Here is an 18,479-nt window from a genome sequence, read left to right on the forward strand (position 1 = left end):
TTGATTGTCACACATTTTATATAAAAGCATGAGGCTCCATAATATGGCTAACTTTGTTTTAGGGCGACTGCCCTGCTGCGTAACATCGTTGCTGCTCCATAACATCAAACATCGACCCACGGCGTAACGCGCTTGCTGCTTGGATGCCCGAGGCATAGACTGTACAAAAAAACAGTCATAACAAGCCATGAAAACCGCCACTGCGCCGTTACCACCGCTGCGTTCGGTCAAGGTTCTGGACCAGTTGCGTGAGCGCATACGCTACTTGCATTACAGCTTACGAACCGAACAGGCTTATGTCCACTGGGTTCGTGCCTTCATCCGTTTCCACGGTGTGCGTCACCCGGCAACCTTGGGCAGCAGCGAAGTCGAGGCATTTCTGTCCTGGCTGGCGAACGAGCGCAAGGTTTCGGTCTCCACGCATCGTCAGGCATTGGCGGCCTTGCTGTTCTTCTACGGCAAGGTGCTGTGCACGGATCTGCCCTGGCTTCAGGAGATCGGAAGACCTCGGCCGTCGCGGCGCTTGCCGGTGGTGCTGACCCCGGATGAAGTGGTTCGCATCCTCGGTTTTCTGGAAGGCGAGCATCGTTTGTTCGCCCAGCTTCTGTATGGAACGGGCATGCGGATCAGTGAGGGTTTGCAACTGCGGGTCAAGGATCTGGATTTCGATCACGGCACGATCATCGTGCGGGAGGGCAAGGGCTCCAAGGATCGGGCCTTGATGTTACCCGAGAGCTTGGCACCCAGCCTGCGCGAGCAGCTGTCGCGTGCACGGGCATGGTGGCTGAAGGACCAGGCCGAGGGCCGCAGCGGCGTTGCGCTTCCCGACGCCCTTGAGCGGAAGTATCCGCGCGCCGGGCATTCCTGGCCGTGGTTCTGGGTTTTTGCGCAGCACACGCATTCGACCGATCCACGGAGCGGTGTCGTGCGTCGCCATCACATGTATGACCAGACCTTTCAGCGCGCCTTCAAACGTGCCGTAGAACAAGCAGGCATCACGAAGCCCGCCACACCGCACACCCTCCGCCACTCGTTCGCGACGGCCTTGCTCCGCAGCGGTTACGACATTCGAACCGTGCAGGATCTGCTCGGCCATTCCGACGTCTCTACGACGATGATTTACACGCATGTGCTGAAAGTTGGCGGTGCCGGAGTGCGCTCACCGCTTGATGCGCTGCCGCCCCTCACTAGTGAGAGGTAGGGCAGCGCAAGTCAATCCTGGCGGATTCACTACCCCTGCGCGAAGGCCATCGGTGCCGCATCGAACGGCCGGTTGCGGAAAGTCCTCCCTGCGTCCGCTGATGGCCGGCAGCAGCCCGTCGTTGCCTGATGGATCCAACCCCTCCGCTGCTATAGTGCAGTCGGCTTCTGACGTTCAGTGCAGCCGTCTTCTGAAAACGACAAACTGGATGTCAGGCAAGGCGCATCACGCCGTCAGAATAGAGTCCGCTTTCACATTCTTTGACACATGCTTGCCAAGGTCATAGATTTCAGCCTGACAAATTCAAGGCTTCGGGCGCAATGGAACCAAAAACCAACGCAAGCCCTGCCGCCCATCCAGCCCATGGAGGCATCTTGCAGGGACAACGCATCGGTTACGTCCGGGTCAGCAGCTTCGACCAGAACCCGGAACGCCAACTTGAACAGGTCGAGGTCGGCAAGCTGTTCACCGACAAAGCCTCGGGCAAGGACACCCAGCGTCCCCAGCTGGAGGCCATGCTCGGTTTCGTTCGCGAAGGCGACACCGTGGTGGTGCACAGCATGGATCGCCTGGCACGAAACCTCGATGATTTGCGCCGCCTGGTGCAGAAGCTGACCCAGCGCGGTGTGCGCATCGAGTTCTTGAAGGAAGGCCTGGTGTTCACCGGCGAGGACTCGCCGATGGCCAACCTGATGCTGTCGGTCATGGGGGCCTTTGCCGAGTTTGAGCGCGCCCTGATTCGCGAGCGGCAGCGCGAGGGCATCGCCCTGGCCAAGCAGCGCGGTGCCTACCGGGGCCGCAAGAAAGCCCTCTCCGACGAGCAAGCCATCACGCTGCGGCAGCGGGCCGCTGCGGGCGAGCCGAAGGCGCAGCTCGCCCGCGAGTTCGGCATCAGCCGAGAAACCCTCTATCAGTACCTTCGCAAGGACGACTGAACCATGCCGCGTCGCTCGATTCTCTCGGCTACGGAGCGCGACACCTTGCTTGCGTTGCCGGAAAGCCAGGATGACCTGATCCGCTACTACACCTTCAACGACTCCGACCTGTCGCTGATCCGCCAGCGGCGCGGCGACGCCAACCGCCTGGGCTTCGCGGTGCAGCTCAGCCTGCTGCGCTACCCCGGCTATGCGTTGGGCACCGACAGCGAGCCGCCCGAGCCGGTCATCCAGTGGGTGGCCAAGCAAGTTCAGGCCGACCCGGCGAGTTGGTTGAAGTACGGCGAACGCGACGTGACTCGCCGCGAGCACGCCCAGGAACTGCGCACCTACCTACAACTGGCCCCGTTCGGCCTGTCCGACTTCCGCGCCCTGGTGCGCGAGCTGACCGAGTTGGCCCAGCAGACCGACAAGGGCTTACTGCTGGCCGGTCAGGCCCTGGAGAGCCTGCGACAGAAGCGGCGCATTCTGCCGGCGTTGAGCGTAATTGATCGAGCTTGTTCGGAGGCCATTGCGCGGGCCAATCGCCGAGTCTACCGCGCCCTGGTCGAACCACTCACGGACTCGCATCGGGCCAAGCTGGACGAGCTGTTGAAGCTCAAGGCCGGCAGCAGCATCACCTGGTTGACCTGGCTGCGACAGGCACCGCTGAAACCGAACTCCCGCCACATGCTCGAACACATCGAGCGGCTGAAGACATTTCAGCTGGTGGACTTGCCCGAAGGCCTGGGCCGACACATCCACCAGAACCGCCTGCTCAAGCTGGCCCGCGAGGGTGGGCAGATGACGCCCAAAGACCTCGGCAAGTTCGAGCCGCAGCGACGCTACGCGACCCTGGCCGCCGTGGTGCTGGAGAGCACCGCGACGGTGATTGATGAGTTGGTCGATCTGCACGACCGTATCCTGGTCAAGCTGTTCAGCAGCGCGAAGCACAAGCATCAGCAGCAGTTCCAGAAGCAGGGCAAGGCGATCAACGACAAGGTGCGCCTGTACTCGAAGATCGGCCAGGCTCTGCTGGAAGCCAAGGAAAGCGGTAGCGATCCCTATGCCGCCATTGAGGCGGTGATTCCCTGGGACGAGTTCACCGAGAGCGTCAGCGAGGCCGAGCTGCTGGCCCGGCCGGAAGGCTTCGACCATCTGCACCTGGTCGGCGAGAACTTCGCCACTCTGCGCCGTTACACGCCGGCCTTGCTGGAGGTGCTGGAACTGCGCGCTGCCCCGGCTGCGCAAGGCGTGCTGGCAGCCGTGCAGACCCTGAGCGAGATGAACGCCTACAACCTGCGCAAGGTGCCGGCCGATGCGCCCACCGCCTTCATCAAGCCGCGCTGGAAGCCGCTAGTGATAACCCCGGAAGGCCTCGACCGGCGCTTCTACGAAATCTGCGCCCTGTCCGAGCTGAAGAACGCGCTGCGCTCCGGTGACATCTGGGTCAAGGGCTCGCGGCAGTTCCGCGACTTCGACGACTACCTGCTGCCGGCAGAGAGGTTCGCCGCGCTCAAGCATGCGCAGGCTCTGCCCCTGGCGATCAACCCGAACAGCAACCAGTACCTGGAAGAGCGCTTGCAGCTGCTGGACGAGCAGCTGGCCACCGTCACCCGCCTGGCCAAGGACAACGAGCTGCCCGATGCCATCCTCACCGAGTCCGGGCTGAAGATCACCCCGCTGGATTCCGCGGTGCCCAATACCGCGCAGGCGCTGATCGACCAGACCAGCCATTTGCTGCCGCGCATCAAGATCACCGAACTGCTGATGGACGTGGACGACTGGACGGGCTTCAGCCGCCACTTCACACACCTGAAGGACGGTGCCGAGGCCAAAGACCGGACATTGCTGCTGTCAGCGATCCTGGGCGATGCAATCAACCTCGGGCTGACCAAGATGGCCGAGTCGAGCCCCGGCCTGACCTACGCCAAGCTGTCCTGGCTGCAAGCCTGGCACATCCGAGACGAAACCTACTCGGCGGCCCTGGCCGAGCTGGTCAACCACCAGTACCGTCATACCTTCGCCGCTCACTGGGGCGACGGCACGACCTCTTCTTCCGATGGCCAGCGCTTCCGGGCGGGTGGTCGAGGCGAAAGCACCGGCCACGTCAACCCGAAGTACGGCAGCGAGCCGGGGCGGCTGTTCTACACCCACATCTCCGACCAGTACGCACCGTTCAGCACCCGCGTGGTGAATGTCGGCGTGCGCGACTCTACCTATGTGCTCGACGGTCTGCTGTACCACGAGTCCGACTTGCGGATCGAGGAGCACTACACTGACACGGCTGGCTTCACCGATCATGTCTTCGCCCTGATGCACCTGCTGGGCTTCCGCTTCGCACCGCGCATCCGCGACCTCGGAGAAACCAAGCTGTATGTTCCGAATAGCGTCCAGGACTACCCGACATTGCGCCCAATGGTTGGCGGCACCCTGAACATCAAGCACGTCCGCGCCCATTGGGACGACATCCTGCGCCTGGCCAGCTCGATCAAGCAGGGCACGGTCACCGCCTCGCTGATGCTGCGCAAGCTCGGCAGCTATCCGCGCCAGAACGGCCTGGCCGTGGCCCTGCGCGAGCTGGGCCGGATCGAGCGCACGCTTTTCATCCTCGATTGGTTGCAAAGCGTCGAGCTGCGCCGGCGCGTGCATGCTGGACTGAACAAGGGCGAAGCCCGCAACTCCCTGGCCAGGGCGGTGTTCTTCAACCGCCTCGGCGAGATCAGGGATCGGAGCTTCGAGCAGCAGCGCTACCGGGCCAGTGGCCTCAACCTGGTGACGGCCGCCATCGTGTTGTGGAACACGGTGTACTTGGAGCGCGCCACCCAGGCGATGGGCGATGCGGGGAAGTCGGTGGATGGTGAGCTGCTGCAATACCTGTCGCCGCTGGGGTGGGAGCACATCAATCTGACCGGCGATTATGTCTGGCGGCAGAGCCGCAGGCTGGAGGACGGGAAGTTTCGGCCGCTAAGGCTGCCCGGAAAACCTTAGCGTACGATTTTTTCCGTTTTCTCTATTCGCCCCCAGGAGAAGGATGAACAGGTGCGTTCACTGGAGGACAAGCACGCACATGCACGTGATGCCATGGAGCATTACCGCTCCGCGATCAAGGAACAGCGTGAACAGGATCAGCGTCGTCATGAAACCCAGCTGCAGCAATTGCAGCAGGAGACCTTGCAAATCCAGCAGGCTCTGATGGTTCGCCAGGACGAGCTCACTCGGCTCAACCGTGACAACGAGCGTCTGCTGAGTGAGGCTCGCCAGCACAGCAAGCTTGCTCACCAGAGTCAGGAGGCGATGAAGCGACTAGAAGGGGATCTGGGGGTCGCGAACATGGCCACAGCCAGGGCTGAAGGCGCTAAAGAGATGCTCCAGGAGCAATTGGTGGCCGTGAAAAATGCCAACGAGGTTCTCTCGTCTGAAATTTCATCGCTACGAGCCAATACCGTGAAACTTAGCCAAGAGCTGGCTGATACAACCCAAGCACTAGAGGTTTGCCGCGGTGACCAGCCTGATATGGCTGGCGAATCATGACCACAGGTGTACCGGTGAAGAGCTTGCCGTGACGCCACGACGCACGATCAAACTTTACGTAAATCGGGCGCCGCTTTGGCTACGTCTTGCTGCTTTTTCAATCGCTCAACAACCGCAAACACGTTGTCCGCGGGATCTGGTCGTGCGCTCTCGTAGCCGTTGCGCGCTAGGGCGGCAAATGCTTCCTCTACAGCCTTTTCCTTTGGATTTCGGTCGATGAAAGATTTCACGACGGACGCACCCACAAAAATATGGACAGATAGCTGAGCACATCCTGGCTGGATAGGAAAGACGCACCTAGAGAATCTCGCCTTTGCTTATGGTGCCGGGGAGACTCTCGACCAACCTCCACTCTAGGGAGTTGCCGATCAGACCGGCTTCGCGTCCAGTGGCAGATTTCGAAGCGCGCCCAGGAGAATCGTGTGACCGAAAAAATCCCAGCGTGCCGGGGGGACGTCTCGCATGACAATCTAGACGGGTACCGAATCCTTTTCAGGCAGGACTACATGCTAGAGTGAAGTGCGCATCCCTAGAGATTCGCGTCGGCGCCGATATTCACTTGCCAAATCGAACTGGCTGTAGAGCGAATCCAGCGCAGCGCCACCTCGCACTTCTGCAGACAAGCTAATCACCCACTCTTTCAGACGCTCGCCCGAGATCGTTGGCAAATGGTCATTAAATGCTCTGAACGCCATCATGTGCTGGATGCTCTCAAGGCTCATGTTGTTGAAGCCTTTCACATTGTCCAAGATAGCGCCCCGCATTCGGTTCTGAATTCGCTTTGGGGTCGCATGCTGAACTTGGAAGCTGAACTGGAGCTCCGAGTACAGCCAGGGTGAAAGTGTTCTAGCTTCGCCACCGAATTCCAGTGGCACCGATTTATCGGAACGTACAAATACGAACGCCTCGACTCGGGCGATGGTACGGTGCAAGGCACCAGCCAACATCATATGCACATCAGCGTGAATGCGGTGGACATGACTCTCCTTCGTTTCGTACGGCTGTGGGCGTGTCTGCGCAATGATTCGGCTGACCAAGTCGCCGTAGAAACCCCAGACGGTGGAGTCGACGAAAACCTTCAGCCCGTGCTTGCCTAAAGCAAGAGCAAGGTCGATAGCGTTGCGCTGATCGCCGTGAGAGTGAGAAAGGAACACATCATAATCGCCCTCTGGAAAGATCGCCTTCGACAAGGCTTCTGCATCCAAGATGGTGCCTTGGTTGTACGTTCCGATCACATACTGAGTGAGGTCGTCGATCCGCTTTTCAGCTACTTTAAGGTAGCAATGGGAGTTGAGGTTAGGATAATCACTAACCAGCTGGTAGCGTTCTATTTCCAAGCCTATGTACATCTGGCAATCCCTGTTCAGAAAGAAAAGGCGCCATTCGGCGCCTAATCGAATTACTATTTGCCTGCGGCCTTCGCAGCCGCCTCTACCCACTTTCCAAGATTTTCACGCCCGTCATCTTTGTTCCAAAGATAGTGAGTGGCACCCGGGACGCGCAGACTGCAGCAATCTGTGGTGTTGCCTTCGAAGTCGGCGATTTTGCTGATGTCAATTGTTAGAATTCCATTACCACGCGCAATGCTTTGATCGATTTCATACTTCACGTACTTGCTCTGGCTGGTGGTTGCTCCGACCAGAACTACCGTAACGCTCGTGCCGTAGAGCTGGTCGTCGATCCATTTCTTGATAGCGGCATCGCCCTTACGCTCAACCTCTTCAAAATCAGCCTTGTCGATGAAACCCACCTTCTGATCCGAGGCGATGACGTTGCTGTTACGCACGTTCATCGCGCGTTGCACGTCCTCGTACTGAAAGCTGAAAAATACCTTTCTTGCCATGGTTATCTTCCTTAGATGTGGCGCCACAGGTTCGGGAAGACGTCGTGCGCAGAGGAAAGGTTGTTACCTTCCACGCCCAACCCCTGCAGCAAGGGGAGTGAATTGCTTCTGCGCTAGAGGTTCCGTACCCAAGTGCCATTGCCCCTGGTATCAAAGAGCGCAAGACCATAGCCGTGGCTATCGAAATCTATTTTGTTGTAAAGGCTTAGGTACTCGTTGCCATGAAAGTGGCCCTGGTTGTCCGAGGTAGGAATGATGGCAATGCGGTCATGAGCTTTTTTCCCGTCAGCGAAACCGATTTCCCAAGGGCACCATCTCGACGCCATGGAGTTCTGGGTCGCCAGGAAAAGAAACCAGTCAGCCTGAACGATTGCGACCTTGATGTTGAACGCGGTTTCACCATCCGGGATTGCAGGCATCGTGTTGTCCTGCCAATCGATGTAAACGTCCCACCCCGCTTTCTTGAGCATTTCCTGCAGTCCCAAGGCAAGCTGTGCGTCCTGATGGCTGTGGCTCAGGAATGCAGTAGGTTGCCCAGGACGCCGGCTGGAGTAACCTTGGGCAGAGCGATTAAAGCTTGTATTGCGCAAATCTGACTGGCGAATCGGCATAGGGCTTTCCTTGCAGTTGGCCAGCAAAATGCCATCTTTCTGGAGTTGCCTCAAGCATATGCAGTGGGTGGATCAGCACTTGGCGAGGCTGTAACTGGCAAGTAAGCACTGAGGAAAGCCATACGCTTCGCGGGTTGGCGGCGAGGCCATCATTTGCGGTGATAATCGTCCTGCGACCAAAGTATTAGTGCCCCGTTATCCGCTAGCCTGATGGGGGCACACTGATGCATTCCCCAAATTGATGAACGTAGGCTACATTGCCTCCCTCATATCTGTGTCAATTCAACAATCTACCGCCATGCGACCTCCCACTTTGAAAGGACTCACATGTACCTGCGTAGGCTAGACGTCAGCGGTTTTAAATGTTTCGGCGAGCCGTTCACCATCGAGTTCAACGACGGGTTGAACGTCCTCGTCGGCGAAAACGGGGCAGGGAAGACAGGCGTTATCAGCGCCGTAAGGCAGCTGTTCAACGACTCTGAGTCTGGCAAGCGGATGATCAGTGAGCGTGATTTCCATTGCAGCTTTGAGGCTGGTGCCGTTGCATCTGAGCAGATCCACATCCAGGCCACTTTTAGCGATCTGGACGCGACTGATGCGGTGGCGTTCGAAGATTGGTGTGGACACCATGACGAAGCAAGGCTGACGTTCGAAGCTCGAAACCAGGAATCAAGGGGGCGTTTCAAGCATCACTCGTACGGTGGCCATGAATACACCAACCCATTACAAACCGAGACCCTCGACCTCATACACTGCATATACCTGCCACCGCTGCGTGAACGCCGAAACCAAGCTTAGAGAGGGCCGACAGTCCCGGCTGGCCCGGCTTCTCAAAGCCCTGTGTCGCAAGGATCTGGAAACAGCCCGCAAATCGCGTGAACCTCATGCCTTGGAAAAAAGAGTGGGTGAGTTCAACCGCGAGCTTGCGGAAAGCGACGAATTTGCCATCAAGCTTGCAAATCAGCGCATCGGGGAAAGCCTGAAGGCTGCCCTCGGCCTGCACCTGTCCCAGGGCACGGTAATACAGTTTTCGGAGGTGAGCTTCTCGCGGATCGTGGAAGGGTTGCGGCTGTTGTACTTCCCGGATCTCACCCAGGCGGATCCTGCGCAGTTCCGTTCGCTTGAGGAAAATAGCCTCGGTTACAACAACCTTCTGTACATCGCGTCGATTCTGGCAGAGCTGATACTCGAAGAGGACGAGGGGCAGGGCGAAAAGACCTTCCTGCGGTTGTTACTGATCGAGGAGCCAGAGGCGCATTTGCATCCGCAACTCCAGCTGCGTCTGCTTCGACATCTCAAAACCGTCGCAGAGAGAAGGGGCATCCAGGTAATCATCACCACCCACTCGACTGTGCTTTCGGCTGCCGTCTCCATCAATCACATACTCCACATTTCGAATGAGGGCAGACCTCGGGCAGTCTCGCTGCAGGGCTGTGGCCTGCCCGATCCCAGTCGGCGCTTTGTCGATCGGTGGCTGGATGCAACCAAGTCAAATCTGCTTTTCTCCAAAGGCGCGATTCTGGTTGAGGGCATTGCCGAAGCGATTGTCGTGCCAGAGCTCGCACGCATCGTTCTGCGCCAATACGGCGAAGGCAAGGACTCGCTGGACGATTACGGAGTCTCCGTGATCAACCTCGGCGGTATCTATTTCAAGCATTTCATGCAGCTCTTCTGCGACGTCACTGGTGAGCAACCTGGCGAAAACGTGCCCATCAGGTGTGCCGGGCTGACGGACAATGATCCGCCAAAATCCATTGAGTCGATTGATGACGGTAAGGGAGGGAAAAAGGATGTGCCTTACCAGCCACATGCTGATAAATACCAGCTTGGCGAGAATCCTGCGTTAGCACTCCAAGAAGCCATCAACCATTCCGAATTCGCTCGTCTGTTTGCCGGCAAGTACAAAACGTTTGAGTACGACATTGCCCTGGAGGGCAACAACCTCCGATCGATGATGCCCGTTGCAGCCAACCTGTGGCCGGCACAGCACGGCCCATTGGTCAGGAAGCTCAACAGGGACGCTGAGCTTGATTTCGAATCGATGAAGCCAGAAGCGAAGGCGTCGTATGCGCACGCTCTACTGGAGCGGATTGACACGGATCAAATCGGTAAGGGTGTCTACGCGCAAGCCTTCGCCGACAAGCTTGAAACCCTCGAAGGTGAGTTCGTAGTACCGGATTACATTCGCCAGGCTGTTCTCTGGGCCTGCGGCCTGCAGGAAAGGGCAGAGTAATGACTGTGATCGATGATGGGAGAAAGGCCGCAGCTGCTGATCAATTGGATTTAACGCGGGAGCAGCTGGATTACCTCGACGCCCCTCTCGATCAACACGTTTACCTGAAAGCCTGCCCTGGTAGCGGTAAGACCGAGGTGGTTGCCGCCATGGTGTCCAAGGTCGTGAGTGAATGGCCCCACTTCCCCTCAGGTATCGCGGTACTGACTTTTTCGAACAGCGCAACGGACGAGCTCAAAGCTAGGGTACACAAGCACCTACGCGAGCCCATTGGCTACCCGCATAGCATTTCTACTTTTGACAGCTTTGTGTTCACTCGGCTCGTAGGGAAGATCGCACGCGACCTCACTGGCTACAAAGGGAAGAATGGGGATTACCGGATCCGTATCCTTGAAAAATCAGCGAAAATTTTCCCCACGCGTAATCCCATCTGCGGTCGGCGAATCCCTGCGTGCCGGTACAACTATGACCTGGACTCAGCTCGGTTTGTTTTCTCAACCGGGGAGCGGTCGCTAGATCAGAAGCTCAACGACGCCATCATCGACGAAGCTACCAGGCAAGACCTCATAGCTACCAAGAAAAGGCTATGGGAGGCTGGCTTCGCTACCTACGGTGATATCGACATGCTCGCCCTGATGGCGTTCAGGGAAGCCAAGTACGACGCCTACTTCACCCGGGTGGCCCGCCGGTTCCAGCTGGTGATAGTGGATGAGTGCCAGGATCTCTCAGAGGAACAGCTCAGGATCGTCGAAAAGCTCCACGATCGAGGGGTCAAATTTCATTTTGTCGGGGATCTGAATCAGTCGATTTATGGCTTTCGGAGATCAAACCCGGAAAGGGTCGAGAAGCTGATGGCCAAGCTCGATTTCAGGCCATACGAATTGACGGCGAATTGGCGAAGCGGGCAGGCGATCGTTGACTTATGCAGTAACTTACTTGGGATCGGCCGAATCGAAGGCAACCCTAAGATAGCTTCAGTACCTCCGCAAATTCTCGAATATCAGCAGTGTCCGTCGGAGCTGCTGCCCACCATTCGCGACTTGACCCGGCAGTACCAGAGAGTCGTGCTGGTTGCCCGCGGGCATACCACCCTACAGCGTTTACGCAGTGGCGATGCCTTTGAAGGTATCGAGGTACTCGCAGTCGCGTTCATTAGCGCCCGCACCGGCTCGCTCAAGGACATTAAGGAGAGCCTTCGGGCGTTCGCCAAATGGCTTACCGGGAAACTGAAGATGCAGGTAAGCCGAGCAGGGCCTTACTGCCCGGTCGCAATGGAGTCCAAGCTTGCGTGGCGGCAGTTCATCTACGAAAGCCTTAAGTTCATGGCTGCCAATGGAGCAGCAGATCCGGCTATGACTTGGTCTGCATGGGCACGGAATGCCAAGCTTGCGCTGCGCCAGTTACCTGATCAGGCATTCGTTCCCCCAGAGATTCGCGAAGATCTTGAAGACCTACGTGAGCTGAACATAAGTGCCCGGGCCGGAGAGGGACAGAACCAGGTCTCAGTTCGCCTTATGAGTCACGATCGCCAGCAGTACCGCCCGGACAGCCTACGTTACGAGACCATCCACCAGGTGAAAGGCGAAACCCACGATGTCACGGTTCTCGTTTCATCGCAGCAGCCAGGCGTTCATCTCTCGCATTGGCGTGACTGGTTGCGCGATCGCAGTACGGAGGCCGCGCGGTTCGCCTACGTTGCCAGTTCACGGCCACAACACAAATTGTTCTGGGCTGTGAAAAAACTAAAACCCAAGGAGCGAGAAGTGCTGGCACAACTGGGGTTTGAACTCCCATAGCCGGAGCGACTGCCGCTTAGGAGGGAATGGTTCCGAAAGCTTAGGCCAGATAACAGAAGGAGTACAAATGTGCTCTAGCGTCTCGAAGCAAGGGATCACCCCGGAGGGCACGATCCTTCCAGACACCAATATGAGGAAATAACAATGGCGGACGGTGAGCAGCAGCACGACACCCGCTGGACTGATGATGATGTCCTGACTCCCTCCTTCTATCTCGCCCGACTCCCCAACGAGAATGGTTTCTCGGCCAACCTCTATCTCCAAATCTTTGAGCAGGTTGAAGCAGGATCATGGCAATCCCTGCCAGAGGAGCAATGGCATCTGTTGGCCTCAATCGATCCTGGCTGGATCACCATGTACCCGATTTACACGAATCCGCATACTCAGCGCTACCGAAGCCCCAGGCATGGCAACGTAGCATGCATCATCTATGAGACCCGTCTTGTTCATGATGTACCAGACAACGCTGAGGATGCCCTGCTTCATATCGATCTCAACCTCCCTGGCAAGCTGTTCAACTCATGTGATGAGGGCTTAGGGCTAGTAAAGCAACTAGCTCCATTGTGGCGGGGCTTGAGGTTGATTCCCCACGCCCACACCCTCGTTATTTGCAGTGATGGGGGCACATCCGAGGAAGGGGGTGCCGTGTTTGTGCGGGAGGCCGAGGTCGATCAGTGCCGAAGGGCGTGCATGAGGATTTCTAGGGCCAAGCGCAGAAGTGAAACCTCGGCTCAGCTTCACTGGGTCATGCAGGAGGTCTTTGCTGGCCTTGTCCCCAATCTGATCTTCACCGGCCAGCGTATCGAATCACCGAGCAAAGGAGCCAAGACGGTGAGAAGCGCTGTGACGTACGCAGCCAGGCAAGAGCGACGTAGCCAGCTCAACCAGGTCAAGACCAGCGTAGGATTGCTGGCGCAGGAGGCGCCTCGGGAGCTGTATGAGTTACATGCCCAGATTGAGCGGGTAACCCTGGCCAAGATGATCGAGCGCTATCAGCAAATGCTTGGGCAAGAATTGCCCGAGAGCCATTGGCAGCGTTTCTTCGAAGACAACATGTTCATCCTGAGCATGGTGTTCGCACGTCCTGTTTCGCTTTTGCACACGCAATTTCATGCCCGCGGCTCCATGATTCACGGTGCTGGCGCTCACATTGGTGACCTGCTGTTTGCGCAAGGCCGGGAACTGGCGATTGTGGAAATCAAAAAGCCCTCAACACCTCTCATGCAAAGCAGGCCATACCGCAACCAGGACGTGTACGGGCCGCATTTGCAGCTCAGCGGCGCCATCACTCAGGTACTACACCAACAGGGCCTCATGCGCTCGAATTGGCTCTCACACCTTCAAGATAAAGCCATGCGCGACCTGCATCCTGATACCGCCAGGTGTGTCGTGATTGCTGGTACCAAACCCACTGAGGAAAGTCGCCGGCACAGCTTCGAGCTGTTCCGCAATGCCTGTAAGGATGTGGAAGTGGTGACATTTGATGAGCTGCTGGGCAAGCTGCAACTGCTCGCTGAGCACCTTACTCCCGCGGAGCCCAAACCAGTCCCAGATGTGTTCTGAACGGCGAGGGATGAGTGCTAACGCCCAGCCCTGGGTTTCAACGCGACGCAGTCCTTTGTATGAACTCATCCATGGCCTTCAACCTGGGCGGGAGATGTAGCTCTAAGAATTCCACCCACGTCTTGATCTTGGCATCCAGGTACAGCCGGTCGACCTGCTATCTGGAGCTCATACGCATGTCGCTGGAAAAATTCGAATGGCAGTGGTGATGCGCCTATGTCATGACTGGCGTGCGGAGCACGGGAGATACAATGTCTGGGCTGCCGGCTCCACATCGTTGGTGCTCACCCCTAGGCAGCCTTGATCAACCAAACGCTTCTGTAATCAAAGACTGCAGGATGCGAGTGGCTGGCCCCTGCAGGAAGTACTCATCGATACTGACTTCAAACGCTACCGGGTTGATGTGCACCACCGTCGCACCATTACTCAGAGCGCGCAGCGGGAGCTCCGCCGCGGGAAACACCATGCCGGACGTGCCAATGGACAGGAACAGGTCGCAGCCCTCAGCAGCCGCAAGCCCTTCGCTCCAGGCGTGTTCAGGGAGCATCTCACCAAACCACACGACACCAGGACGAATAAGGCCGTTACACGCGCCGCACCGCGGAGGTTCAATGCGACGTCCGTCCTGAGGCAGCTCGCAAACAGGCTGGGCTGGGGCGTAAGCGACGGCGCAGTCGATACACCGTGGAGTATGCAGACTCCCATGAAGGTGGATCACACCCTCACTTCCGGCACGCACGTGAAGATCGTCGACATTTTGAGTAACGATAGTCAGCTTTGGAACGTGATTCGCAAGCTCAGCGATAGCCAGGTGTGCCGCATTCGGGATGGCCTGAAGAACCTTCGCTCGGCGCCATTCGTACCATCCCCAGCAGAGGCTCGGATCGGTTCGATACGCTTCTGCAGTCGCCAGTCGGGCAGGATCGAAGCGCTCCCATAGTCCGGTTAACGCGTCACGGAAGGTGGGGATACCGCTCTCGGCTGATACGCCAGCGCCGGTGAAGACGGTTACATGGTTCGCCTGGCGCAACCGCTCTGCAACGGAATTGACTGGCATGAAGTATCTCCTATCAAGCCATTTGTGCTGTTCAAGTGAACTGGAAGGGTGGCCCTAGCCTGGTCATCCCTATTGCCGCTTTTGGGCTATGAGCCGCAAGAGTACAAATGTACCCCTAGGCCGTTACCCCAATACTAGGCCTGAGTGAAATCAGGTTGCGAGGCATGTTCCAGGGCGTTAGCGAGTGTTTCCAAGGCGTCGGCCAAACGACCATCCTCCCGCGCGTCCCCGCTGGTTGGCGCAAACTCCCGGCAATGCCGGAGCAGGGCGTCGAGGTCGTTGTGGTTCAGATCCAGCTCTACGTACATAAGACGTCCAAAAGGGAGAGAGAGGGCAGCGAAGCTACTGGTATCCAAACACGCTTTAGCCGAATATTGCGCCCGGTTCGGAGAGTCTGGAGTCTAGTGATGAAGGTTGAGCAGGAGACGCAGATCTGGCATTGCGCTGCTGCACATTATGGTGACTCTCTCATCTCTATCGTGAATGGTGCACTGAAAAGCTTTCGCCGGGTTCCCGGCCTGGATGTGCTGACCCGGATCCACAAGGTGGATGTCGGCGCAGCGGCATTTACGATACTTGACCTCGCTATACCCAAAACGGGAATGCCATGGTCAGACGGCAGCTTTATCCATGCTCGGGAGCAGCTCAGATCGCACCTGAGCCGTTATGTGCTGAAAAGGCTGGTCGACGACAACGCGGCGCCCCCTGAGCTCCGGGACAGACTGCTCGCCATCGATCTTGGGCTCTGAGCCCCCCCTGATCCCCCAGTTCCCTCATTCTGGGCCGAAAACCAGGTCGCGAGAAAACTCAATTTACGGGCATTTTTCTTGGAAAAATTGACCTTTACAGGTTGTTTCACTGTATTTTCATTTTTCTAAAGGTGGCACCCTTGAAATTTTTTCGCGAGACGGAGTTCTATATTTGAGGACAAGAAAAAAGCGAGTAGGGAGGCCACTGCCGCTGACCGGCAGGCCATCCACGGTTTTTCCGGATAAGCTTTTTCGCTTTGACGGTCTCTCGATCCTACCTCGTACCTAAGGCTGCCATCTGATCGGCCCCGGAGGGGCTAAAGGGGAATCGCCTTCTTCGCAGCCTTTGGCTGCGCCTATGCTTTGAATACAAACAAACACGTCATTTTTTTAAAAAAATGTGTTTTACATACAAGACTTGGCCAAAGAAAAATTTATTAACCTGCGCTTAAGCAAGTTGCGAGCGAGGTTAATGAAAGAGCCAATCCTATTATATGTGCGGCCCTTATTCACCAATGATTTAGCGAAAGTCTGACTCTACCTTTCTTGACTTAATGGAAACAGGCGTTTGCAATTCCTAAATGGGGCTATTAGCAAATGCAAACGATCCGCCGTAGATATGAATAGGGGTGAGTAATATATTGGGAGCTACATTTTAATGGCTGTATCATTTCAGCCATGCTTGGTTCTGAAGCTTTTGAGGTCTTGCTGTGAAATCTGCACCTGCTGCACCTGAGGGGCTCCCTCCGCGTCCCCACTGTTCATTGAGAAGGGGACGTCAGAATTTGTACGTACGGCGCTGGCGCTGTTTGCGGGTGGTTTCGCCACCTTTGCCTTGCTTTATTGCGTTCAGCCCCTGATGCCCATCCTCTCCCATGATTTTTCCCTCAACGCAGCTCAAGCGAGCCTCTCGCTTTCCATTTCAACAGGCCTGATGGCAATTGGGATGCTGGTCACGGGGCCAATCTCGGACGCTATCGGACGCAAGCCAGTAATGGTCACTGCGCTTTTCAGTGCCGCTCTCTGCACCCTCGTTAGTGCTGTAGTCCCGAGCTGGACGGCGATCCTCATCATGCGCGGGTTGGTCGGCTTGTCTCTGTCCGGCCTGGCCGCTGTGGGCATGGCATATCTCAGCGAGGAAATTCACCCCAAACACATTGGCCTAGCGATGGGGCTGTACATCGGAGGCAATGCCATTGGCGGCATGAGCGGTCGGCTTATCAGTGGAGTACTTGTCGACTTCACCAGCTGGCATGTGGCAGTTCTTGCCATAGGTGCGATAGCACTGGCAGCGGCCATCCTCTTCACTAGATTTCTACCACCGTCTCGTAATTTCCGGCCTACTCAACTGAACACTAGGGCGTTGATCGAGGGATTCACGGTTCACTTCAGGGACGCTGGGCTCCCCTGGCTGTTCCTGGCAGCATTCCTGCTCATGGGCAGCTTCGTCACCCTGTTCAACTACATTGGTTACCGCTTGCTAGCTGAGCCGTACCACATGAGCCAAGCTGTCGTGGCGTTGCTGTCGGTGGTGTATCTGGCAGGTATCTACAGCTCGGCTCAAGTTGGTGCACTGGCTGACAAGTACGGTCGCCGGCCTACCTTCGTGGTGTCTATTCTCGTCATGGCGGCAGGGCTGGCGCTGACGATGGCACCACCGGTTGCCGTCATACTGCCGGGAATGGTGCTCTTCACGTTTGGCTTCTTCGGTGCTCACTCTGTCGCAAGCAGCTGGATTGGCCGTCGTACCGTCCGTGCCAAAGGCCAAGCTTCATCCCTGTACCTTTTTGCCTACTACGCCGGATCCAGCGTCGTCGGCACCCTAGGTGGTTTCGCATACCACGCCGGGGGCTGGAGTGGCGTCGGGTTGTACATGGGGGCTTTCCTTTTGGCCGCCTTGCTGGTCGCGCTTAAGCTGAAGAGATTGCCGACTACTTCGACCGACGCTGGGTAAGTAGCGATGCCGCAATGATGGGGCTATTACTGCCCCATCATCTTCGGCACAGTCAAAACCTACCTTTCCTCAACTCCGACGCAACCAATTTGATGCTCAAGGCAGCCGATCAATCGCGTTGGCGTAATCGAAATCAATGCTGGTGCCGCTGACTAAGTTGGCTTGCAGTCGTGGGCCTTCTTCCGTCGCCTCCGCATAGAAGCTGAGAGCTTCGAGGTCGGCGTGCGTTGCCGCCCAGAGGAGAGCTAGATACTCCTTGGCTTGCGAATTCGACACCAGCCCTGGTGCTTTGAGGCTCAAGTGATCCTTCACGCGACGCTTCAAATGTTCACGGGACGGCTGAAGGTGAGGGCCTAGGTAGACGGGGCCATCGCCAATGGGGGCCGTCAACGGGACTGCCGGCACGTGGTACAACTGATGTATCTCTCGGTGCTCCAGCGTCCGGTTGTACAGCGTCAGCCCCCTCTGGACGTAGAGCTTGTACAGTCTACTCTTGGCGTCCAACGCAGCCTCTTTAGAGTCGACACGTTCAACTACCTGGAACACTGGGGTAATCCCTTGGGCGAGGAGTTCTGCAATTTTCACGCAGACACCTTTGCGTTTTCGGCTGACGGAACCCAGGTAGTGGGCTTCACGGCGCTCAAGGTCTATGGTTTCGCCGACGTAGAAGGGCTCATTGGTCTCAGGGTGGCATATGGTGAAGACGACATGCTGACCAGATGCCATGCCGTCTAGCGATGTCTGGAGCGCCTGGTGCGGCGCCTCAGGCACAATATCGCTTGTTTCGAAATGAATGACGGGGGAGGCGTAGCGTGCCCCATCAGGTACCCTCTGCCGGTACCATTCCAGGGCAAGCTCCAAGGTCGCGAAAGATGCGTGGTCGGCACCAGGAATCCCTTGGGTCGCTTGTGCAGCACCACCTTCCCATGTGTTGAAAATCCCGGTTGGTTTGCCGGACACAACTGCGTAGTAGCGGGTTCTCTTGGCCATCCGTGTAACGCCTTGAAGCTCAACTTATCCGATG

At 57.2% G+C, this 18,479-nt stretch carries 13 protein-coding genes and 2 pseudogenes; 9 read left to right on the top strand and 6 right to left on the bottom strand.

Features of this window, described 5'->3' with window-relative positions; all coding sequences use genetic code 11:
- Positions 1 to 187: 187 nt before the first annotated feature.
- The 4 genes from intI1 (at position 188) to L1P09_RS12705 (ending at position 5,649) form a co-directional block, all read left to right on the top strand.
- Positions 188 to 1,201, top strand: a complete 1,014-nt coding sequence (gene intI1, locus L1P09_RS12690; protein WP_000845048.1) for a class 1 integron integrase IntI1 — start codon at positions 188 to 190, stop codon at positions 1,199 to 1,201.
- 374 nt (positions 1,202 to 1,575) lie between these two features.
- On the top strand, positions 1,576 to 2,136 hold the full coding sequence (locus L1P09_RS12695) for a recombinase family protein (protein ID WP_003090771.1): 561 nt from the start codon (positions 1,576 to 1,578) through the stop codon (positions 2,134 to 2,136).
- 3 nt (positions 2,137 to 2,139) lie between these two features.
- The gene (locus L1P09_RS12700) at positions 2,140 to 5,106 is read left to right on the top strand and encodes a Tn3 family transposase (protein WP_003090772.1); all 2,967 of its coding nucleotides are present in this window, start codon (positions 2,140 to 2,142) and stop codon (positions 5,104 to 5,106) included.
- Positions 5,107 to 5,157: 51 nt separating this feature from the next.
- A complete protein-coding gene (locus L1P09_RS12705; protein WP_235768918.1) occupies positions 5,158 to 5,649 on the top strand; it encodes a hypothetical protein in 492 nt (163 codons plus the stop codon).
- Between the two features lie 47 nt (positions 5,650 to 5,696).
- Here the strand turns inward: L1P09_RS12705 and L1P09_RS12710 are convergent, their stop codons facing one another.
- From L1P09_RS12710 to L1P09_RS12725, 4 genes are all read right to left on the bottom strand, one after another.
- On the bottom strand, positions 5,697 to 5,879 hold the full coding sequence (locus L1P09_RS12710) for a hypothetical protein (protein WP_147406351.1): 183 nt from the start codon (positions 5,877 to 5,879) through the stop codon (positions 5,697 to 5,699).
- 279 nt (positions 5,880 to 6,158) lie between these two features.
- The gene (locus L1P09_RS12715) at positions 6,159 to 6,998 is read right to left on the bottom strand and encodes a TIR domain-containing protein (RefSeq protein ID WP_119369893.1); all 840 of its coding nucleotides are present in this window, start codon (positions 6,996 to 6,998) and stop codon (positions 6,159 to 6,161) included.
- A gap of 53 nt (positions 6,999 to 7,051) precedes the next feature.
- Positions 7,052 to 7,492: a TIR domain-containing protein gene (locus L1P09_RS12720; RefSeq protein ID WP_119369894.1), complete on the bottom strand. Its 441-nt coding sequence runs from the start codon at positions 7,490 to 7,492 to the stop codon at positions 7,052 to 7,054.
- A 113-nt stretch (positions 7,493 to 7,605) separates the two neighbouring features.
- A complete protein-coding gene (locus L1P09_RS12725; protein ID WP_119369895.1) occupies positions 7,606 to 8,103 on the bottom strand; it encodes a toll/interleukin-1 receptor domain-containing protein in 498 nt (165 codons plus the stop codon).
- Positions 8,104 to 8,430: 327 nt separating this feature from the next.
- Here L1P09_RS12725 and L1P09_RS12730 point away from each other — a divergent pair.
- From L1P09_RS12730 to L1P09_RS12740, 3 genes and pseudogenes are all read left to right on the top strand, one after another.
- Positions 8,431 to 10,336, top strand: a pseudogene (locus L1P09_RS12730) (ATP-dependent nuclease).
- A 44-nt stretch (positions 10,337 to 10,380) separates the two neighbouring features.
- A complete protein-coding gene (locus L1P09_RS12735; RefSeq protein ID WP_119370072.1) occupies positions 10,381 to 12,132 on the top strand; it encodes a UvrD-helicase domain-containing protein in 1,752 nt (583 codons plus the stop codon).
- A gap of 144 nt (positions 12,133 to 12,276) precedes the next feature.
- The gene (locus L1P09_RS12740; RefSeq protein ID WP_235768919.1) at positions 12,277 to 13,695 is read left to right on the top strand and encodes a Shedu immune nuclease family protein; all 1,419 of its coding nucleotides are present in this window, start codon (positions 12,277 to 12,279) and stop codon (positions 13,693 to 13,695) included.
- Between the two features lie 304 nt (positions 13,696 to 13,999).
- Here the strand turns inward: L1P09_RS12740 and L1P09_RS12745 are convergent, their stop codons facing one another.
- Positions 14,000 to 14,752, bottom strand: coding sequence for an SIR2 family NAD-dependent protein deacylase (locus tag L1P09_RS12745; RefSeq protein WP_119369898.1), 753 nt, complete (start codon positions 14,750 to 14,752; stop codon positions 14,000 to 14,002).
- A gap of 407 nt (positions 14,753 to 15,159) precedes the next feature.
- Here L1P09_RS12745 and L1P09_RS12750 point away from each other — a divergent pair, with 407 nt between their 5' ends.
- Both L1P09_RS12750 and L1P09_RS12755 read left to right on the top strand, forming a co-directional pair.
- Entirely contained in the window at positions 15,160 to 15,501 is a 342-nt protein-coding gene (locus L1P09_RS12750) for a hypothetical protein (RefSeq protein ID WP_119369899.1), read from the top strand.
- A 757-nt stretch (positions 15,502 to 16,258) separates the two neighbouring features.
- Positions 16,259 to 17,455: pseudogene (locus tag L1P09_RS12755) on the top strand (MFS transporter); the annotation flags it as partial.
- Between the two features lie 96 nt (positions 17,456 to 17,551).
- Here L1P09_RS12755 and L1P09_RS12760 read toward each other — a convergent pair.
- Entirely contained in the window at positions 17,552 to 18,445 is an 894-nt protein-coding gene (locus tag L1P09_RS12760) for an RNase H1/viroplasmin domain-containing protein (protein ID WP_119369901.1), read from the bottom strand.
- Between the last annotated feature and the right edge of the window lie 34 nt (positions 18,446 to 18,479).

This window comes from Pseudomonas juntendi, assembly GCF_021560075.1.
Lineage (GTDB): Bacteria > Pseudomonadota > Gammaproteobacteria > Pseudomonadales > Pseudomonadaceae > Aquipseudomonas > Aquipseudomonas juntendi.

Bases quoted from the DNA above. Each gene is read 5' to 3' on its own strand.
- L1P09_RS12700 (WP_003090772.1), top strand. From the start codon at position 2,140: ATGCCGCGTCGCTCGATTCTCTCGGCTACGGAGCGCGACACCTTGCTT.
- L1P09_RS12720 (WP_119369894.1), bottom strand. From the start codon at position 7,492: ATGGCAAGAAAGGTATTTTTCAGCTTTCAGTACGAGGACGTGCAACGC.
- L1P09_RS12750 (WP_119369899.1), top strand. From the start codon at position 15,160: ATGAAGGTTGAGCAGGAGACGCAGATCTGGCATTGCGCTGCTGCACAT.
- intI1 (WP_000845048.1), top strand. From the start codon at position 188: ATGAAAACCGCCACTGCGCCGTTACCACCGCTGCGTTCGGTCAAGGTT.
- L1P09_RS12745 (WP_119369898.1), bottom strand. From the start codon at position 14,752: ATGCCAGTCAATTCCGTTGCAGAGCGGTTGCGCCAGGCGAACCATGTA.
- L1P09_RS12725 (WP_119369895.1), bottom strand. From the start codon at position 8,103: ATGCCGATTCGCCAGTCAGATTTGCGCAATACAAGCTTTAATCGCTCT.
- L1P09_RS12715 (WP_119369893.1), bottom strand. From the start codon at position 6,998: ATGTACATAGGCTTGGAAATAGAACGCTACCAGCTGGTTAGTGATTAT.
- L1P09_RS12760 (WP_119369901.1), bottom strand. From the start codon at position 18,445: ATGGCCAAGAGAACCCGCTACTACGCAGTTGTGTCCGGCAAACCAACC.
- L1P09_RS12740 (WP_235768919.1), top strand. From the start codon at position 12,277: ATGGCGGACGGTGAGCAGCAGCACGACACCCGCTGGACTGATGATGAT.